Raw genomic sequence first — 18,930 nt, forward strand, 5'->3', positions numbered from 1 at the left:
GCTGCCGGTTGCCGCTCAATGACTGTAACTGACAAGTTATTGATCCAAATGCGCAGCGCCCCTTGGCAACCGCGTACATGAGCCCTACCCTAGGTACCGAACCCTGCACCCGGTCCGTTGTCTTTTTCCCATGCGTAAACTTCTTGGCTTCACCCTCATCATGGCCCTGGTCGCCGCCGTTTCCGCCTATCTGGTCTGGACCCAGGAGCGCCCCGTGGGCCATTACCTGTCCGACCTGCGGATCAACCTGGCCGTCGACCAAGGCGTGCCCGCCGACCGCGGCAACCTGCTGGGCATCCAGCCGGAACTGTTCCCCGCCGACTACCAGAGCCTGGAACGCCTGCACCTGAAGCTGGCGGCCTATCTGCAAAAGGCCCGCGACCAGGGCTTGATCAACGACAAAACCATCGTGGTGCTGCCGGAACATATCGGCACCTGGCTGATGGTCAGTGGCGAAAAGAACGAGCTGTATCAGGCCACCAACCTCAAGGAAGCGATGAACTGGCTGTCGGCGAGCAACCCCTTGTTGTTCCTGCGGGCACTGATCAGCGCCAAGGGTGATGACCGCATCGACGACGCCTACCTGCGCATGAAAGCCCCGGCCATGGCCCGCGACTATCAAGTGCTGTTCGGCGGCCTGGCCAAGGAGTTCGGCGTGACCCTGGTGGCCGGCTCCATTGCTCTGCCCAACCCGAGCGTCAGCCAGGGCCAACTGCAGATCGGCCATGGTGCGCTGTACAACACCAGCGTGGTATTCGACCGTGATGGCTTGGCAGTGGGCCAGCCGCAACGCCAGCTGTACCCGATTTTCGATGAGCGCGGTTTTATTGAGCCGGGCGACGAAAACAGCGTCAGCGTGGTCGAAACCCCGGCCGGGCGCCTGGGCATCCTGATCGGCAGCGACAGTTGGTACCCGGACAATTACCGCAAGCTCAACGAGCAAGGCGCCCAGTTGGTGGCCGTCCCGGCCTTCGTGATTGGCCGCGAGACTTGGGACAAGCCGTGGCGCGGCTTCAAAAGCGTGTCGACGCCGCCGGAAATCAGCCTCAAGCCCGAAGAACTCAGCGAAGGCGAAGCCTGGCACCGCCTGACCCTGATCAGCCAACAACCCATCAGCCAGGCCACCGCCGGCATGAGCGTGTTCCTGCGCGGGCAGTTCTTTGACATGGGCAGCGCCGGGCAAAGCTTCCTCAGCAGCAACGGCCAGGTGTTCGCCGACGGCAATGCCCGTGGCGCGCGCCTGCTGAACGTGTGGCTGTAACACGATGAAACCGGTGCGGCTTGGGGATTTGTCGGTGGGCTTCGTCCACACCTTGGCCGATGCGATCCACAGCCATGGCCTGGACCCGCAACCGTTGCTGCTGCAATACGGCCTCGACCCGGCCCGCTTGGCCGAGGCCGGTGCACGCTTGTCGATCCCGCGCTATATGCGCCTGGGCCACGCCGCCATCCAGCTGACCGGCGACCCTAGCCTGGGCCTGCGCATGGGCCAGCTCAGCCGCTTGAGCCAGGCCGGCCTCGCCGGTGTCACCGCCGCCCAGGCCCCCACCGTGCGCGAAGCCGCCCGCACCCTGACACGCTTCGAAGCGTTGTACGGCTCCAACTATCGTGGCCAGTCGAGCTTTCACGAGGACACGGATGGCGCCTGGTTGCGCTTCTATTCCATCAGCCCCTACAACGCCTACAACCGCTTTGTGGTGGATTCGATCATCGCCGGGTGGCTGCATCAGTTGTCGAGCCTGAGCCTGCAACCGGTGCAGGCGCAACGCATCGAAATCGAATTCGAAGCACCGGACTACAGCGAGCGCTACAGCGTGCTGGGAGACTGCCCGATCCAGTTTGGCGCCGACCACAACCAACTGCGCCTGAGCCAGCAAACCCTGGCCATGCGCAACCCGGAACATTGCCCGAGTACCTGGCAATTACTGGTGCAATTGTGTGAACGGGAACTGGAGCAGTTGACGCGCACCCGCAGCCTGCGCGAGCGCATTACCCGGTTGCTCGGGCCGATGCTCAATGGTGGCCGGGAACCCGACCTGGAAGAAGTGGCGTCACGCTTGAAACTGCCGACCTGGACCTTGCGGCGCAAGCTGGCGGAAGAAGGGACTCAGTTCCGGGCGATTCTCAATGACACTCGCCGCGACCTGGCCATGACCTACATTCGCGATACCGAACTGGCGTTCGGTGAAATTGCCTATTTGCTCGGCTTTGCTTCAGCAGAAGCCTTTCAACGCGCCTTCAAACGCTGGAACAGCCAGACCCCAGGGGAATTTCGCCGCAGTCAGCGGCATTCCGCCTGACGTCTGTCTTACAGCTCGGTGGCATCATCGGTCGGATCCAGCGGATCCAGTTCAAAGGCCTGGTACTCCAACAGTTCTTCCTGGTAATCGTCCATGGTTGACTCCTTGTTTTATGAAAAGGGGTTGCTTAATGACCTGCACAACCAGCCTAAAGTGCCGCCATGACGAAAAAATGTCCGTGGCATGACGTTCCTGCACTTCAAGATTAAACGTAGCAGTGTTGGGTTGATTTAGCCGGATGAATTTTAGATGCAACTGCAATCATTGCAATTGCAATCACAAGCGGAATTCCATTAGGGTATGGGCACCCGTTGCCAAGCGACCCTGCTCATGACTGCCAGCACCGAACGCTCTGCCCTGATCTGTATCGACGCCCTGAATGCAATGCAGCAGCCCCGCTGTTCGCCGCTGTATAGCGTGATGACCATGGCCAACACCCTGGAGTCCAGCCGGCAGGCGTGGGTGATTCGCGGCCAGTCGCGCTCGCGCCGGGCGATGAGCTGGCCCACCTGGTTTGCGCGCAACACCGGGGAAAAGCCCATGTTGTACCTGCACACGGCCGCCTCATCGGCGCAGTTGCGCGCATTGTCCAGCGAGACCCGCCAGCGGGGCATCTTGTGCAACGACAATGAAACCGGGCCTTCCCCTTCATTGCCCTTGTGGTTGGCCAGCAATCCCCACTGCACACCTTATGACCCGGCCTCCGGCGAGGAAGCCCGGGCGATTGTACTGGCGGGTTTGCAGGCGCTGTATGTCGACGGCGAGCCGGGGTTTTATTACCTGGCACTGCACGATCAACACGACGGGCCAGGGCCGAGCCCGCAGGATCGTGACCATGCGCTCAGGGGCATGTACCGGGTCCGGCGCTCATACACGAGTGAATTGAGGGTGCGGTTGCTGGGTGCGGGTCGAGCGTTTGAAGAAGTCGTGCACGCCGCGCAGTTGCTCGAAACGGACTGGAACGTCGAGGCACAACTGTGGAGCTGCCCCAGCTACACACGGCTGGCCCGCGAGGCGGAGGCGGCGCAACGCTGGAATCGCCTGCACCCGTTGGCACCGAAGCGCAGTTGTCATCTACGGGATTGCCTGGCTGGGGATGGCGCGCCGGTGGTCGCGGTTACCGGGTATCCGCAGCCGATCGTTGATCAGTTGGCGGGGCATGTGGATGCGCGGTTTGTAGCGTTGGGCGCGGGGTCGGTGGAAACGTCACCACCCAGTCGATATTGGGTAGCGGTGCTGGCATTGAAGGCGTTGGCGGACGACGGCCTTATCGAAGTAGAACAGGTAGAAGCCGCCCTGCATCGATATCACCTGAAATGACGATCTGTCATCCATCACAGATCAAATGTGGGAGCGGGCTTGCTCGCGAAGGCGGTGTATCTGCTGATATTCCTTTTGCTGACACATCGCTTTCGCGAGCAAGCCCGCTCCCACACTGGATCGTCGTCGCCTGGAGTCTTTGCTTCAGGGCTTACGCCTTCCACGGGTCTGCACGCCCGCCTCCACCGCCAGCCCCGCCGTGCGCTCCAGCGCCTCGGCAAAGCCCCGGCGCTGCTCGCTGTCGAGCTGCGACAAAAACAACTCTTCCACACTGCTTTCGTAGATTTTCCACATCTTTTTGCGCAACACCCGCCCCGCGTCGGTGATTGAGACAAAGGCTGCACGCCCATCACCGTCGGAGCGCGAACGCACCACCAGGCCGTCCTTTTCCAAACGGTCCACCAGGCGCGTCAGGTTGTAGCGCTCGATGGCCAGTACATCGGCCAATTCGTGCATGCGCCGGGTGCCATCGGGGCCACTTTCCAGGCCCCACAAAGCGTCGTACCAGGCATACGGCGGCAGACCGGCATCGGCCAGGCGCCGTTCGATTTCACGGATGACCGTCCTGTGGGCCCGAACAAAACGGAACCAGACATCAGGCTCTTTCGACGACATGTAACACCAATCCGGGGAATTTCAAGAAGGTTGCAATAGTAGCTCATCCCGCGCTAGATTCAGTCATGTAGTTGCAATTGCAACTACATTCGCAAAGCTCCCACAAGGAGCCCACACGCTGAAACCCGTCCACCCTGGAGCCTGACATGACCCCGAACACTGCAGTACGCCTCGACGACGATCCACAGGAAACCCGCGAATGGCTGGAGTCCATCGAATCGGTGCTGACCACCGAAGGCCGCCCGCGTGCGCATTACCTGATTGATCAGTTGCTGGATTTCGACGTGGCGCGGCATGGCGACTTCTACGGGCGGGTGACCACGCCCTACGTCAACACCATCCCGGTAGACCGCCAGTTGTCCTACCCCGGCAACCTGGCCACCGAGCGCCGGCTGAATGCGTTTATCCGCTGGAACGCGATGGCCATGGTGCTGCGCGCCGGCAAACATTCCGGCGTGGGTGGGCATATCGCGACCTACGCGTCGGCTGCCGTGCTGTATGACGTAGGCTTCGACCATTTCTTCCGTGGCCGAACTGACAGCTTCGATGGCGACCTGGTGTACATCCAGGGCCACTCGGCACCGGGCATTTACGGGCGGGCGTACCTCGAAGGCCGAATCAGCGAAGCACAATTGGACAACTTTCGTCGGGAGGCCGGTGGCGACGGTTTATCGTCCTATCCACACCCTCGCCTCATGCCGGACTTCTGGCAGTTTCCTACGGTGTCCATGGGTCTCGGACCGATCACCGCCGCCTACCAGGCGCGCTTCATGCGCTACCTCGAGTTCCGCGACCTCAAGCAACACCAGGGCCGCAAGGTGTGGGCGTTCCTCGGTGATGGCGAGATGGATCAGCCGGAATCCCTGGCGGCCATTTCCCTGGCCGGGCGCGAGAAACTCGACAACCTGATCTTCGTGGTCAACTGCAACCTGCAACGCCTCGATGGTCCGGTGCGCGGCAATGCGAAGGTGATCCAGGAATTCGAAAGCCTGTACCGCGCCGCCGGCTGGAACGTGATCAAGGTGATCTGGGGTGGCGGCTGGGATGCGCTGCTGGAAAAGGACAAAAGCGGCTTGCTGCGCCAGCGCATGATGGAATGTGTGGACGGCGACTATCAGAACTACAAATCGCAAAACGGCGCCTACGTGCGGGAACACTTCTTCGGCAAATACCCGGAGTTGCTTGCGCTGGTGGCGGACATGTCCGACGACGATATCTGGAAACTCTCACGGGGCGGCCATGACCCGGACAAGGTCTACAACGCCTACGCCGCCGCCGTCCGCCACAGTGGCCAGCCGACGGTGATCCTCGCGAAAACTGTCAAGGGCTTCGGCATGGGCGAGGCCGGCGAAGGCCAGAACATCAACCACCAGTTGAAAAAGATGGGCGCTGAAGCCGTCAAAGCCTTCCGCGATCGCTTCGGGCTGGAAGTGGCCGACGACCAACTGGCCGAAATCCCGTATCTCAAACCGGCCGCCGACAGCGAAGAAGCACGCTATTTCGCGGCTCGCCGCCAGTCGCTGGGGGGTTACGTACCGGCTCGCCACAGCGCGGTCGAGTCGTTGAAGATCCCCGAACTGGACGCCTTCGCCACCCAACTCAAGGACACTGGCGAGCGCGCGATTTCCACCACCATGGCCTTCGTGCGCATCCTCGGCACGCTGCTCAAGGACCCGAACCTGGGCAAGTTGATCGTGCCCATCGTGCCGGACGAGTCCCGCACCTTCGGCATGGAAAGCCTGTTCCGCCAGATCGGCATTCACTCCGCGGTCGGCCAGCTCTACACCCCACAGGATGCCGGTCAGCTTTCCTACTACAAGGAAAGCAAGGACGGACAGATCATGCAGGAAGGCCTGAATGAATCCGGCGCCATTTCCTCATGGATTGCTGCGAGTACGTCCTACGCCAACCACGGGTTGATGACCGTTCCGTTCTACATCTTCTATTCGATGTTCGGCTTCCAGCGAGTGGGCGACCTGGCCTGGGCCGCGGGCGATGCGCGGGCGCGGGGCTTCCTGCTGGGAGCGACCGCCGGGCGCACCACACTGATGGGCGAAGGCCTGCAGCATGACGATGGCCATAGCCATGTGCTGTCGTCGGTGATCCCGTGCTGCATTTCCTACGACCCGACCTTCGCCTTCGAGCTGGCAGTGATCATTCGCGAGGGCATGCGCCGGATGTATGTCGAGCAAGAGGACATCTACTACTACATCACCCTGCTCAACGAAAACTACCCGCACCCGGCGATGCCCGACGGTGTCGAGGATGGGATTCTCAAGGGCATGTATCGGTTGAAGGCGGCTGAAGACACCGCGCAACCACGGGTACAGCTGATGGGCAGCGGTTCGATCCTGCGGGAGGTCATCGCCGCTGCTGATTTGCTGCGGGATGACTTCGCCGTGGCCAGCGACGTGTGGAGCGTCACCAGCCTCACCGAGCTGCGCCGGGAAGGCCATGCCGTGGAACGCTGGAACCTGCTGCACCCGGAAAGCGAACCGCGTACCAGCTATGTCGAGCAGTGCCTGGAGGGCCAGGCCGGGCCCGTGGTGGTCGCCACCGACTACATGAAAATTTTTGCCGACCAGATCCGCCCGTTCGTGCCAGGCCGGCGCTTTGTCGCGCTGGGCACTGATGGCTTCGGACAATCGGATACCCGCGAAACCTTGCGCGAGTTCTTTGAGGTGGACCGTTACTTCATTGCACTGGCGGCCTTGAAGGCGCTGGCGGATGACGGCCTGATCAGCCGCGCCAAGGTGGCGGAGGCGATCAGCCGCTACGGGATCAACGTCGACAAGGCCAACCCCGTAGCGGTGTAGTTACTGCGCAGGCGTCGGCAGGGGCGGAATCGCTTCGGTCGGCGCCGGCAGCGTCGGGGTGGTTGCCTCTGGCGCTGGTGCCGGGGTTTCCTTGGGAGCAATCGGCGCTGGTTCTGCCGGCGGTACAACCGGCTCCGATGCCGCAGGCTCCACCGCCGGCGTCACCGGGGCTGCCGGTGTGGCTGGTGTGGCTGGTGCATCTTTCGGCACTTCTTTCGGGGATTCCTTAGGCGCCTCAACCTTATCGGCCGCCGGAGCTGCCTTTGGTTCCGGAATGCCCAGGTCAGCCTTGGGCTTCTCTGGAATGTGCGCAGCCTTTTTCACTTCCTGGGGCAGGAAAACATCCACCAGCGCGAAATAACGCTCATAGAACTTTGGCGCAGACACCGTCTCGCTGGCCACCTTGACCATCGAATCATCGGTGGAGCCAATCGGCATCGATACCGAACCCAACACACCCACACCGAGACTGGCGGAGTTGTTGACCTTCTTCAGCGCGTAGCGGTCCTGCAAGGCGTTGGCGAACATCGTCGAGTGATGATTACCACTGCCATCGTCGGCACAGACCACGTTGAAGCTGATCTGCAGGTGAGTTTCGCCGGTCTGCTGGAAGCTCTTGTTACCCGCCACCAGCTTTGGATCGCTGCTGGTAATGATGTAACCCTGGCTCAACAGCGCACGCCGCGCCGCTTCGCAGGCAGCGGTGTCACTGACCGGGTAATCACGGGAAAACGTACCGGAGTCGTCGAAATTCTCATGTTCATAAATAGCGGTCTTGGGTGACGAGCAGCCCGCAGCGCCCGCCAGCACCAGCGCCAACCCGAGGCTACGCAAGTGAAATGATGTCGACATCGAAAATCCTGAAGAAAACAGTCAGGGCGGTATTGTGCAACAGAACGTGGCCTTGGCGCGCGAATTCCTGTCGGTAAAACGTCACAGCCTTACGGGACGGTGTCTGCAGGAAAAAGCCGCTCGCCCATATGGTCGATAAACACGCGCAATTTCGCCGAGGCATGGCGACTTGATGGCCAGAGCATCCAGAAACTGCCGCTGTGTTCCAGGTAATAGTCCAGCACCCGCTGCAACCGGCCCTGCTCCACCGATTCGCGGACCATGAAGTCCGGCAGGCAGGCAATCCCCAGGCCTGCATGGGCCACATGCATCAACGATTCGATGGTGGTGGAGACCAGCGGCGCACGCAGGACCGGCTCCGGCAAGCCGGGTTCGGGGCGCAATGGCCAGGCTTCCAGCTTGCCGGTGGCGCAGAACTTGTGGCGCAGGCAGGCGTGGTCGTTCAAGTCCCGAGGCTGACGCGGCGTGCCATGCGAGCGCAGGTATTCCGGGGACGCCACCAGCACCAGACGGTAATACCCGAGGTGGCGCGCCATCAAGCGTGAGTCCTCGGGTTTGCCGGTGCGGATCACCGCGTCGAAGCCTTCCTCGATCACGTCCACCATGCGGTCGGAGAAGTCCACATCCAGCTCGATCTCGGGATAGGCCCGCATGAAATCCGTCAGCACCGGCATCAACAGGCCGCGCACTTGGGGCAGGCTCACACGCAGCTTGCCTCTGGGTGTGGCGGATGCCTGACTCAGTTCCTGTTCTGCGGCCTCGACTTCGGCCAGGATCCGTCGGGAGCGTTCGAGAAACAGCGCGCCCTCGCTGGTCAACGTGATACTGCGGGTGCTGCGATGGAACAGCCGCACACCCAGGCGCTCTTCGATGCGTGCGATGCTTTTGCCAATCGCCGAGGACGACACCCCCAGCAGACGCCCGGCCTCGGTAAAGCTGCGGGTTTCCGCCACCTGCACAAACACTGAAATACTGCCGAGGCTGTCCATCGTCCCGCTCCCAAGGATTGCGGACGTTGGCGTCCGATAAGTTCGGAACCTTAGCCTGTTTTTCTCCAGCGTGCAGCACCCTACTCTGGCTCCCTGCCCTTACATCTGAACACCGGAGCCACCCACCATGAGCGACAGCGCCTTACCTTCCCCGCCCCTTTCGGCCAGCCGTGAACGCCTGCCCCTGGGCGGCCTGCTGGCATTGGCTACCGCCGGCTTCATCACCATCCTCACCGAAGCCATGCCAGCGGGCCTGCTCCCGCAAATGGGCGCCGGCCTCGGGGTGTCCGACGCCTTGGTGGGCCAGTTGGTGACCCTTTACGCCCTTGGTTCGCTGCTGGCCGCGATTCCCCTGACCATCGCCACCCGGGGCTGGCGCAGGCGGCCGTTGCTGATGATTGCCATCGGCGGGTTTGCCTTGGTCAACAGTGTGACGGCGTTTTCCAGCGATTACCTGCTGACCCTGGTGGCGAGGTTCTTCGCCGGGGTGTTCGCGGGATTGCTTTGGGCGCTGCTCGCCGGTTACGCCAGCCGCATGGTCGCACCGCACTTGCAAGGCCGGGCAATTGCCGTGGCCATGCTCGGCGCGCCATTGGCGCTGTCACTCGGCGTGCCAGCCGGGACATTCCTGGGCACCACGGTAGGCTGGCGCCTGAGCTTTGCGATCATGACCGGCTTGACGGTTGTGCTGCTGGCCTGGGTGCGCTGGCAGGTCCCGGACTTTGCCGGGCAGCGAGCGGAAAAACGCCTGGGACTGCGTCAGGTTCTGGCACTGCCGGGGATTCGTCCGGTGCTGTTTGTGACCTTCACCTACGTGCTGGCCCATAACATTCTCTACACCTATATCGCGCCGTTCCTGGTACCCGCCGGGATGGCAGCGGACATTGATCAGGTACTGCTGGTGTTTGGCCTGGCAGCACTGCTGGGCATCTGGATGGTCGGCGCGCTGATTGATCAACGGCTGCGGGCCTTGTTGGTGCTCAGTTGCGGGATGTTCGCACTGTCAGCATTGGCGCTGGCGTTCTGGATTAGCTCGCCGGCCGTGATCTACACCACGGTAGCGTTATGGGGGCTGGCGTTTGGCGGCCTACCGGCATTGCTGCAAACGGCGCTGGCCAAATCGGCCGGGGATTCAGCCGATGCCGCGCAGTCGATGTTGGTGACAGTATGGAACCTGGGCATCGCCGGCGGAGGGCTGCTCGGCGGCATGTTGCTGCAAGGTTGGGGAGTGACATCGTTTCCATGGGCGGTCGCTGCGTTGGTCGTGCTGGCTCTGATGGCAACGTTGCGTTTAACCGATGTCTAAACGAAACGTGACGTGATGTTTCTTAACTCTTATGATCGCCCTGGGTGCGCTGCTGCATACGGCACAGCGCAGGTTAAAGGATAAGCATTGGTCGGGCCGCCAATGGAGACTTGTCGTGCCTGATAAACACCCTGCTATTCCTCGCCCCCAGGTTTTGGTCGAAGGCGCCCTGTCTGCGTTGGAGCGGTTTTCACGCATTGAGGCCGTCAGCGGCATCGTGTTGCTGCTGGCGGCGATTGTCGCGCTGATCTGGGCCAACAGCCCGGTCGCCGATTCCTACGAACACTTCTGGAATACCCCACTCACTATCGGGTTGGGAGACTTCACGGTCTCGCGCTCGTTGCACTTCCTGGTGAACGACGGGTTGATGACCATCTTCTTCCTGGTGGTGGGCGCCGAGATTCGCCAGGAGATCAGGGACGGCGCACTCGCCAACCTGAAACTCGCTACCCTGCCCTTGGGCGCTGCGCTGGGTGGCGTGCTGATGCCGGCCCTGATTTACACCCTGCTCAATCATGGCACCGAAGCGGCCAGCGGCTGGGCCGTGCCCACCGCTACCGACATCGCGTTTGCCGTAGGCGTGCTGGCGCTGCTGGGTAAATCGATTCCGGCTGGCGTGCGCATCTTGCTCCTGGCGCTGGCGATCATTGATGACATCGTCGCCATCCTGATCATCGCGATCTTCTACACCGCAAGCCTTGACTACATGGGCCTGGTGATCGCGGCCTGTGGGTTGGCGCTGGTGCTGATTTTCCAGCGGATGGGCATCGGCAAGGCCGTTGTGTACCTGTTGCCAGGGGCGATTGTCTGGTTTGGCCTGCTCAAGACCGGCGTCCATCCGACGCTCGCGGGCGTAATGCTTGGCCTGATAACGCCCGTGACTTCCAGACCGACTCGGGAACGCCCTCTGGACACCATCGGACGCACATTTAACGAACTGATGGACCGGCTTTCGCATCCATCAGAAAGTGCCCATCAGGTCGCCAAACCATTGAAGCAGTTGAGACAGGCCCAACGGGAAATGTTGCCGCCGGTGCAGCGGATTCAAGCCGGGTTACACCCATGGGTGGCCTTCGGCGTCATGCCACTGTTTGCCCTGGCCAACGCGGGGGTGAGCCTGCAAGGGTTCAACCTGGACGACCCGCTGCCCCACGGTGTGTTCATGGGGGTCATCCTGGCGTTGGTGCTCGGCAAGCCGCTGGGGGTGATGCTGGCGAGTTTCGTGCTGGTCAAACTGAATATCTGCAAACTGCCGGAGGGCGTGACCTGGAACGGCGTCGCCCTGGTGGGCCTGCTGGCGGGAATTGGTTTCACCATGTCGATTTTCATCTCGTCGCTGGCCTTCTCCGATCCGACGCTGCTGTCGGCTGCCAAGCTGAGTGTGCTGAGCGCTTCGACCCTGGCGGCTGTGATTGGCCTGAGTTGGGGCACGTTCAAGTTTGCGCGTTGAATCAACGGCTGGTTGAGTCAGCTGATTAGTGGATAAAAAAAGACCCCGGTCTCTTCAGGCCGGGGTCTTTTTATTCAGGCAGTAACGCGATCAGAACTTCTTGATCTCAGCCTTGGTTTCCAGCTGCTTGCGATAGGCAGCGAAGTCTTGCTGACCGATACGCGAAGCGAGGAAGCGGCGGTACTGAGCCTTCTCGTCATCGGTCGGGGCAGCGGCTTCGTTGACCGCGTTCAAGCGCACGATCACCAGGCTACCGTCTGGCAGGGTCACGCTGGTGAAGGTCGGCTTGTCCTTGGCCGCAGGCTTTGGCATGCGGAACAGGGCTTGCAGCACGGCTGGCTCGACGCCTTCCTGGCCACGAGTGGCCGCTTCGGTGACTTTCCAGGCCTGGCCATCCACCGGCTGGTTCAGCGGTGTCTTGCCATCACGCAGGTTGGCAATCAGCTCGTCCGCGTGAGTCTTCGCCGCAGCGCTTGCGCGCTCCTTGGTCAACTGGGCACGGATGGCCGTGGCAACGCTTTCCAGCGGCAGCTGGGTAGGCTTCAGGTGCTCTTTGGCACGCAGCACCACGATGGTTTCCGGATCCAGCTCGATGGCGGTGCTGTTGGCACCTTCATCCAGTACTTCAGGGCTGAATGCAGCGGTCACCACGGCACGGTTGGCAGCAATGCCTTCGCCACCTTCACGGCCAAACGGCGCGGAGGTGTGCACGGTCAGCTTCAGGTCCGACGCCGGCTGAGCCAGGTCGGAAGCTTCGAATGCAGCGTCTTCCAGTTGCTTGGTCGCGTCGACGAAACGCTGTTCAACCTGCTGGGTCTTGAGCTCGCGGGTCAGCTTGTCTTTCAGGCTGGCGAACGATGGCACTTCTGGTGCTTCAACGCCCAACAGCTTGATCAGGTGCCAGCCGAAGCTCGAACGCACCGGTGCCGAGACCTGGTCCTTGTTCAACGCATACAGCGCTGTTTCAAAGGCAGGGTCGTAGACGCCAGGGCCGGCGAAACCGAGGTCACCGCCGTTGTTCGCAGAACCTGGATCCTGGGAGAACTCTTTGGCCAGGGCTTCGAACTTCTCGCCTTTGGCCAGGCGTGCCTGGATCTCTTCGATCTTGGCCTTGGCCTGCTCGTCAGTGGTCTTGTCGTTGACTTCAATCAGGATGTGCGCCGCGCGACGCTGTTCAGCGAGGTTGGCTGTTTCTTTCTGATAGAGGGCTTGCAGCTCATCGTCCTTGACCGCGACCTGGTCGAAGAAGGAAGCCTTCTTCAGCTCCAGATAGTCGATGACCACCTGGTCCGGGGTCATGAACTCTTTGGCGTGCTGGTCGTAGTAAGCCTTGACCTCGTCGTCAGTGATCTTCACTGCCGCAGGGTCGGCCTTGACGCTGACGGTGGCGAAATCGCGGGTCTGTTTTTCCAGACGGGCGAAAGCGAGCACTTCGGCATCAGTCACAAAACCGCTGCCGGCAATACCCGCACGAACCTGGCCGATCAGCATTTCCTGGCTCAGCATCTGACGGAATTGCATACGGCTGTAGCCCAGCTGACGGATCACCTGGTCGAAACGCTCAGCGTTGAACTGGCCATCCACCTGGAATTCCGGCGTCTGCAGGATCACTTGATCCAGCGCAGCTTCGGAGAAAGCGAATTTCGAATCGGCAGCGCCTTGCAGCAGCAGCTTGCGGTCGATCAGGCTTTTGAGAGCGGCGTCGCGCAACAGCTTTTCGTCCAGCAAGGAAGCATCGAAGTCCTTGCCCAGCTGTTGCATCAGCTGGCGACGTTGCATGTCGACGGCCTGGCCCAGTTCGCTTTGGGTGATTTCCTCACCGTTGACCTTGGCCACGTCCTGCTTGTTGTTGGTCGAAGCCTGAAAAATAGCCTCGATACCGGTGAACGCCATCAATGCGACGATGATCCCGATAATAGTTTTGGCAATCCAGCCTTGTGAATTGTCCCTGATATTCTGCAGCATGCGTCCCCCAGAAACGGTTGAACTTCAAAATTAGGCAACCGTGGAGCGTGGGTAGAGTCCGGATAGAAGAAAGGCGCATCCGAGGATGCGCCTTCTCGTAACTGGCGGAGCGGACGGGGGTTTGAACCCACACCCCCGGCGTGGCGACCCGATGGATACTTGGGTCAGCTGCCGCTCCGCTGCCAGGTCAGACCTGCGTCCGACCCGGATGGGTAAGGCTTGAGCGAAGCTTAGTTAACGGCTTCTTTCAGGGCTTTACCGGCTTTGAAACCTGGTTTTTTGGCAGCGGCGATTTGCAGAGCCTTGCCAGTCTGTGGGTTACGACCAGTGCGAGCTGGGCGATCGGTCACAGAGAAAGTACCGAAACCAACCAGTACCACAGAGTCGCCGGCCTTGAGAGCGCCAGTGACGGATTCGATTACTGCGTCCAGCGCACGGCCAGCAGCGGCTTTCGGGATATCAGCAGATGCAGCGATAGCATCAATCAGTTCCGACTTGTTCACTCTAAGTCCCCTTTTATCTATTGAGTATGATTCTAAGTTTTTTGGTGAAAGCAAAAACCAGTGCTGAATGGCCTACAGACACTTAAGAGCCGCTTTATAACAAGGGCTCTAAAAAGCTGTCAAGGAAGCCCCCAGGCTTAAACGTATTAATGCGTGCTAATTCTTTCCTTAGAGTCAGACTCGCGTTTTTCATCCTTTGCAACTATCTCCGGAGCCACATCCGGCAAGGGCTCCGGCGCGTATTGCAGCGCAATTTGCAGGACCTCGTCAATCCATTTAACCGGTTTAATCTGCAGATCCTGCTTGATATTGTCAGGAATCTCCTTCAAGTCGCGAACATTCTCTTCAGGAATGATCACGGTCTTGATACCACCGCGGTGTGCAGCCAGCAATTTCTCTTTGAGGCCACCAATGGCCAGTACCTGACCACGCAGGGTGATTTCCCCGGTCATGGCGACATCCGCGCGCACCGGAATGCCGGTCAGGGCTGATACCAGTGCCGTGCACATGCCTACGCCTGCGCTAGGGCCGTCTTTCGGGGTCGCCCCTTCCGGCATGTGGATGTGGGTGTCGTGCTTCTCGTGGAAGTCCAGGGGAATCCCCAGGCTCTTGGCGCGGCTGCGCACCACGGTCTGCGCGGCAGTGATGGATTCGACCATCACATCACCCAGGGAACCGGTCTTGATCAGTTGCCCTTTGCCCGGGATAACAGCGGCCTCGATGGTCAGCAATTCGCCGCCCACTTGAGTCCACGCCAGGCCAGTGACCTGACCCACCTGGTCCTGCTGCTCAGCCAGGCCGTAGCGGAATTTGCGCACGCCCAGGAAGTGTTCCAACAGGTCAGCGGTGACCTTCACCGAGAAGCGTTTTTCCAGCGCATGTTCCTTCACGGCCTTGCGGCAGATCTTCGCCAGTTGACGCTCAAGCCCCCGTACACCGGCCTCGCGGGTGTAGAAACGAATGATGTCGCGGATCGCGTCGGCATCAAATTCGATCTCGCCTTTTTTCAGGCCGTTGGCCGCAATCTGCTTGGGCGAGAGGTATTTGACAGCGATGTTGATCTTCTCGTCTTCGGTGTAACCCGGCAGACGAATCACCTCCATCCGGTCCAGCAACGCTGGCGGAATATTCATCGAGTTGGAGGTGCACAGGAACATTACGTCGGACAGGTCGTAGTCGACTTCCAGGTAATGGTCGTTGAAATTGTGGTTCTGCTCGGGGTCGAGCACTTCCAGCAAAGCCGAGGCCGGATCGCCACGCATGTCGCTGCCCATTTTGTCGATTTCATCGAGCAGGAACAGCGGGTTGCGCACACCCACCTTTGTCATCTTTTGAATCAATCTTCCTGGCATCGAACCGATATAAGTCCGGCGATGACCACGGATTTCCGCTTCATCCCGCACGCCACCCAAGGCCATGCGTACGAATTTACGGTTTGTTGCGTGAGCAATCGACTCCGCCAGCGAGGTTTTACCCACACCAGGAGGACCGACCAGGCACAACACCGGGCCGCGAATCTTCTTCACGCGCTTTTGCACGGCGAGGTATTCGAGGATGCGTTCTTTGACTTCTTCGAGGCCGTAGTGATCGGCGTCCAGAATATCTTCGGCGCGGGCCAGGTCCAGGCGCACCTTGGTCTGGGCCTTCCACGGCACCTGCACCAGCCAGTCGATATACGAGCGAACCACGGTGGCTTCGGCCGACATCGGCGACATCTGCTTGAGCTTGTTCAGCTCGGCAGTGGCTTTGGTCAATGCGTCTTTCGGCAGGCCGGCGGCATCGATGCGCTTTTTCAGCTCTTCGATTTCGTTATGGCCTTCCTCGCTGTCGCCGAGCTCTTTCTGAATGGCCTTCATCTGCTCATTCAGGTAGTACTCGCGCTGACTGCGCTCCATTTGCTTTTTGACACGGCCGCGAATGCGCTTCTCGACCTGCAGCAGGTCGATTTCGGCATCCAGCAGCGCCAGGACGTGTTCGACCCTGGCCGACAAATCGATGATTTCGAGAATGTCCTGCTTCTGCTCGATTTTCAGCGCCATGTGCGCGGCCATGGTGTCGACCAGGCGGCTTGGCTCATCAATGCTGTTGAGGGAAGAGAGGACTTCTGCAGGAACTTTCTTGCCCAGCTGCACGTATTGCTCGAACTGGGACAGCAGGCTGCGCACGAACACTTCGGATTCGCGCTCAGGGGCGTCGACTTCGTCGATCAGCGTCACTTCGGCACGCAGGTGGCCGTCCACTTCCATGAAGCGCTCGACCGCACCACGCTGCTCGCCTTCCACCAGCACCTTGACGGTGCCATCAGGCAGCTTGAGCAGTTGCAGGACCGTTGCAACGGTACCGACGCGATACAGGGCATCTTCGCCCGGATCATCGTCAGCAGGATTTCTCTGGGCCAGCAGCAGGATCTGCTTGTCGCCCGTCATCGCGGCCTCGAGGGCTTCGATAGACTTCTCGCGCCCCACGAACAGCGGGATAACCATGTGCGGATAGACGACGACATCACGCAACGGCAGGAGAGGCAATTCGATGGTTGTCTTCATGATTTCGCCTCTATGACAGATGAAAGTAAGCTTGAAACCAAGATGGGGGCTGCCTGCAAAAAAAACAAGCGTAATGGCATCAGTTAAACGCAGTAAAAACAAAGGGGCCCGTCAAGGCCCCTTTATTTTGTACAGCTCGGCGGCGAAACGCTTACGCGTCTGGCGCAGCCTTGGCAGCCGGCTCACTGTTTTCGTAGATATACAGTGGCTTGGACTTGCCTTCTATAACGCTTTCGTCGATCACCACTTTACTCACCTCGGACTGCGAGGGGATTTCGTACATGGTGTCGAGCAGTACGCCTTCGAGGATCGAGCGCAAACCACGGGCGCCGGTCTTGCGCTCCAGTGCCCGCTTGGCCACCGATTTGAGCGCGTCAGCACGGAACTCGAGGTCCACACCTTCCATCTCGAACAGCTTGGCGTATTGCTTGGTCAGGGCGTTTTTCGGCTCGGTGAGGATCTGCATCAACGCAGCCTCATCCAGCTCGTCCAACGTCGCCAGCACTGGCAGACGGCCAACGAATTCCGGGATCAGACCGAACTTGACCAAATCGTCAGGCTCGACTTCACGCAGGGATTCACCGACTTTCTTGCCTTCTTCCTTGCTGCGTACTTCTGCACTGAAGCCAATGCCACCACGGGTGGAACGGTTTTGAATAACCTTTTCCAGACCGGAGAACGCACCGCCACAGATGAACAGGATGTTGCGCGTATCAACCTGAAGGAATTCCTGCTGTGGATGCTTGCGGCCGCCTTGTGGCGGTACGGAAGCAACAGTACCTTCGATCAGCTTCAACAGCGCCTGCTGCACGCCTTCACCGGAAACATCCCGGGTGATCGACGGGTTGTCGGATTTGCGCGAAATCTTGTCGATTTCATCGATGTAGACAATGCCCATCTGGGCCTTTTCCACGTCGTAGTCGCATTTCTGCAGCAGCTTCTGAATGATGTTCTCGACGTCTTCACCTACGTAACCGGCCTCGGTAAGAGTGGTTGCGTCGGCGATGGTGAAGGGAACGTTCAACAGGCGAGCCAGGGTTTCTGCAAGCAGGGTTTTACCCGAGCCTGTAGGACCGATCAGCAAGATGTTGCTTTTGCCGAGCTCGACATCGTCACTTTTCTTGTCACGCTGGTTCAGACGCTTGTAGTGGTTGTACACCGCTACGGCCAGAACCTTCTTTGCACGCTCTTGACCAATCACATACTGATCAAGGATGCCGCTGATTTCTTTAGGCGAAGGCAATTTATGCGCGCTGCTTTCGGCCTGGGCTTCCTGCACCTCCTCACGGATGATGTCATTGCACAGGTCGACGCACTCGTCGCAGATAAAGACCGAGGGGCCGGCAATCAACTTGCGTACTTCATGCTGGCTTTTGCCACAGAAGGAGCAATAGAGCAGCTTGCCGTTGTCCTCGCCGTTGCGGGTGTCAGTCATTCGTTCGATCCAAATCCGATAGGCTTGCAACACAAGATGAAGGCTATTGAGGGCTTTTTCAAGCCCACTGGTGGTCGGACCTGCCGACCAGCCCTATTTTGAGCTGCTTATATTAAGCGGGGCGCTTTTCGATCACTGCGTCGATCAACCCGTATTCACGAGCCGCTTCGGCGCTCATGAAATTGTCACGGTTGGTGTCGCGCTCGATCTCTTCCAGGGTATGCCCGCTATGTTTGGCCATCAGCGTGTTGAGACGCTCACGAATAAAGAGGATTTCCTTGGCATGGATTTCGATGTCCGATGCCTGGCCCTGGAAACCGCCCAGTGGCTGGTGAATCATCACGCGAGAGTTCGGCAGGCAGTAACGCTTGCCCTCAGCACCAGCGGTCAGCAGGAAAGCACCCATGCTGCACGCCTGACCGATACAGGTGGTCGATACGTTCGGCTTGATGAACTGCATGGTGTCGTAGATCGACATGCCAGCTGTTACCGAACCGCCCGGGGAGTTGATGTAGAGATGGATGTCCTTGTCCGGGTTTTCCGCTTCAAGGAACAGCAGCTGCGCACAGATCAGGTTGGCCATGTAGTCCTCTACCGGACCAACCAGAAAGATCACTCGCTCCTTGAGCAGGCGCGAGTAGATGTCATAGGCGCGTTCGCCACGAGCAGATTGCTCGACAACCATCGGGACCAGGCCGCCAGCGGCCTGGATATCAGAGTTCTGCTGAATATACGAATTACGGAACATGCTCTGCAGTTACTCCCAAATAGTCATGTCTTGAATACGCATAAGCCAGCGCGAGGCTGGCTTATGGGTGTATTTTCAAACGAGTTGA

Annotated in this window: 14 protein-coding genes; 6 read left to right on the forward strand and 8 right to left on the reverse strand. The window is 59.9% G+C overall.

Going from position 1 to position 18,930, the window contains the following annotated elements:
* Nucleotides 1-130: 130 nt before the first annotated feature.
* The 3 genes from NVB75_RS08955 (at nucleotide 131) to NVB75_RS08965 (ending at nucleotide 3,620) form a co-directional block, all read left to right on the forward strand.
* Nucleotides 131-1,261 carry a carbon-nitrogen hydrolase family protein gene (locus tag NVB75_RS08955; protein WP_258346882.1) on the forward strand — a complete coding sequence of 377 codons (1,131 nt, stop codon included), beginning with the start codon at nucleotides 131-133 and terminating at the stop codon, nucleotides 1,259-1,261.
* Between the two features lie 4 nt (nucleotides 1,262-1,265).
* Complete coding sequence (locus NVB75_RS08960; protein ID WP_258346883.1) at nucleotides 1,266-2,300, forward strand: AraC family transcriptional regulator; 1,035 nt, start codon at nucleotides 1,266-1,268, stop codon at nucleotides 2,298-2,300.
* A gap of 300 nt (nucleotides 2,301-2,600) precedes the next feature.
* Nucleotides 2,601-3,620 (forward strand): pyruvate dehydrogenase, encoded by a 1,020-nt coding sequence (locus NVB75_RS08965; protein ID WP_258346884.1) that lies wholly within the window; start codon nucleotides 2,601-2,603, stop codon nucleotides 3,618-3,620.
* 144 nt (nucleotides 3,621-3,764) lie between these two features.
* On the opposite strand, the gene NVB75_RS08970 is transcribed toward NVB75_RS08965, so the two are convergent.
* Nucleotides 3,765-4,235, reverse strand: a complete 471-nt coding sequence (locus NVB75_RS08970; RefSeq protein ID WP_258346885.1) for a MarR family winged helix-turn-helix transcriptional regulator — start codon at nucleotides 4,233-4,235, stop codon at nucleotides 3,765-3,767.
* Nucleotides 4,236-4,381: 146 nt separating this feature from the next.
* On the opposite strand from NVB75_RS08970, the gene aceE reads away from it, so the two are divergent.
* A complete protein-coding gene (aceE, locus tag NVB75_RS08975) occupies nucleotides 4,382-7,051 on the forward strand; it encodes a pyruvate dehydrogenase (acetyl-transferring), homodimeric type (protein WP_258346886.1) in 2,670 nt (889 codons plus the stop codon).
* Here the strand turns inward: aceE and NVB75_RS08980 are convergent, their stop codons facing one another.
* Nucleotides 7,052-7,903 (reverse strand): DUF2242 domain-containing protein, encoded by an 852-nt coding sequence (locus NVB75_RS08980; protein WP_258346887.1) that lies wholly within the window; start codon nucleotides 7,901-7,903, stop codon nucleotides 7,052-7,054. It abuts the gene before it with no gap.
* A gap of 89 nt (nucleotides 7,904-7,992) precedes the next feature.
* Nucleotides 7,993-8,892 carry a LysR family transcriptional regulator gene (locus NVB75_RS08985; RefSeq protein ID WP_258346888.1) on the reverse strand — a complete coding sequence of 300 codons (900 nt, stop codon included), beginning with the start codon at nucleotides 8,890-8,892 and terminating at the stop codon, nucleotides 7,993-7,995.
* A gap of 127 nt (nucleotides 8,893-9,019) precedes the next feature.
* Here NVB75_RS08985 and NVB75_RS08990 point away from each other — a divergent pair, with 127 nt between their 5' ends.
* Together NVB75_RS08990 and nhaA are read left to right on the forward strand one after the other, a co-directional pair.
* Nucleotides 9,020-10,198, forward strand: coding sequence for an MFS transporter (locus NVB75_RS08990; RefSeq protein ID WP_258346889.1), 1,179 nt, complete (start codon nucleotides 9,020-9,022; stop codon nucleotides 10,196-10,198).
* A gap of 115 nt (nucleotides 10,199-10,313) precedes the next feature.
* The gene (gene nhaA, locus NVB75_RS08995) at nucleotides 10,314-11,648 is read left to right on the forward strand and encodes a Na+/H+ antiporter NhaA (protein WP_258346890.1); all 1,335 of its coding nucleotides are present in this window, start codon (nucleotides 10,314-10,316) and stop codon (nucleotides 11,646-11,648) included.
* A gap of 90 nt (nucleotides 11,649-11,738) precedes the next feature.
* Here nhaA and NVB75_RS09000 read toward each other — a convergent pair whose 3' ends face one another.
* From NVB75_RS09000 to clpP, 5 genes are all read right to left on the reverse strand, one after another.
* Nucleotides 11,739-13,613, reverse strand: a complete 1,875-nt coding sequence (locus tag NVB75_RS09000; protein ID WP_258346891.1) for a SurA N-terminal domain-containing protein — start codon at nucleotides 13,611-13,613, stop codon at nucleotides 11,739-11,741.
* Between the two features lie 230 nt (nucleotides 13,614-13,843).
* The gene (locus tag NVB75_RS09005; RefSeq protein ID WP_003174819.1) at nucleotides 13,844-14,116 is read right to left on the reverse strand and encodes an HU family DNA-binding protein; all 273 of its coding nucleotides are present in this window, start codon (nucleotides 14,114-14,116) and stop codon (nucleotides 13,844-13,846) included.
* Nucleotides 14,117-14,262: 146 nt separating this feature from the next.
* A complete protein-coding gene (gene lon, locus NVB75_RS09010; RefSeq protein WP_258346892.1) occupies nucleotides 14,263-16,659 on the reverse strand; it encodes an endopeptidase La in 2,397 nt (798 codons plus the stop codon).
* A 151-nt stretch (nucleotides 16,660-16,810) separates the two neighbouring features.
* On the reverse strand, nucleotides 16,811-18,094 hold the full coding sequence (gene clpX / locus NVB75_RS09015; RefSeq protein ID WP_003207856.1) for an ATP-dependent Clp protease ATP-binding subunit ClpX: 1,284 nt from the start codon (nucleotides 18,092-18,094) through the stop codon (nucleotides 16,811-16,813).
* Between the two features lie 112 nt (nucleotides 18,095-18,206).
* Nucleotides 18,207-18,842 carry an ATP-dependent Clp endopeptidase proteolytic subunit ClpP gene (gene clpP, locus NVB75_RS09020; RefSeq protein WP_003174822.1) on the reverse strand — a complete coding sequence of 212 codons (636 nt, stop codon included), beginning with the start codon at nucleotides 18,840-18,842 and terminating at the stop codon, nucleotides 18,207-18,209.
* Nucleotides 18,843-18,930 lie beyond the last annotated feature (88 nt).

Origin of the sequence: Pseudomonas sp. CBS (genome assembly GCF_024734645.1) — a bacterium.
Classification (GTDB): Bacteria; Pseudomonadota; Gammaproteobacteria; order Pseudomonadales; family Pseudomonadaceae; genus Aquipseudomonas.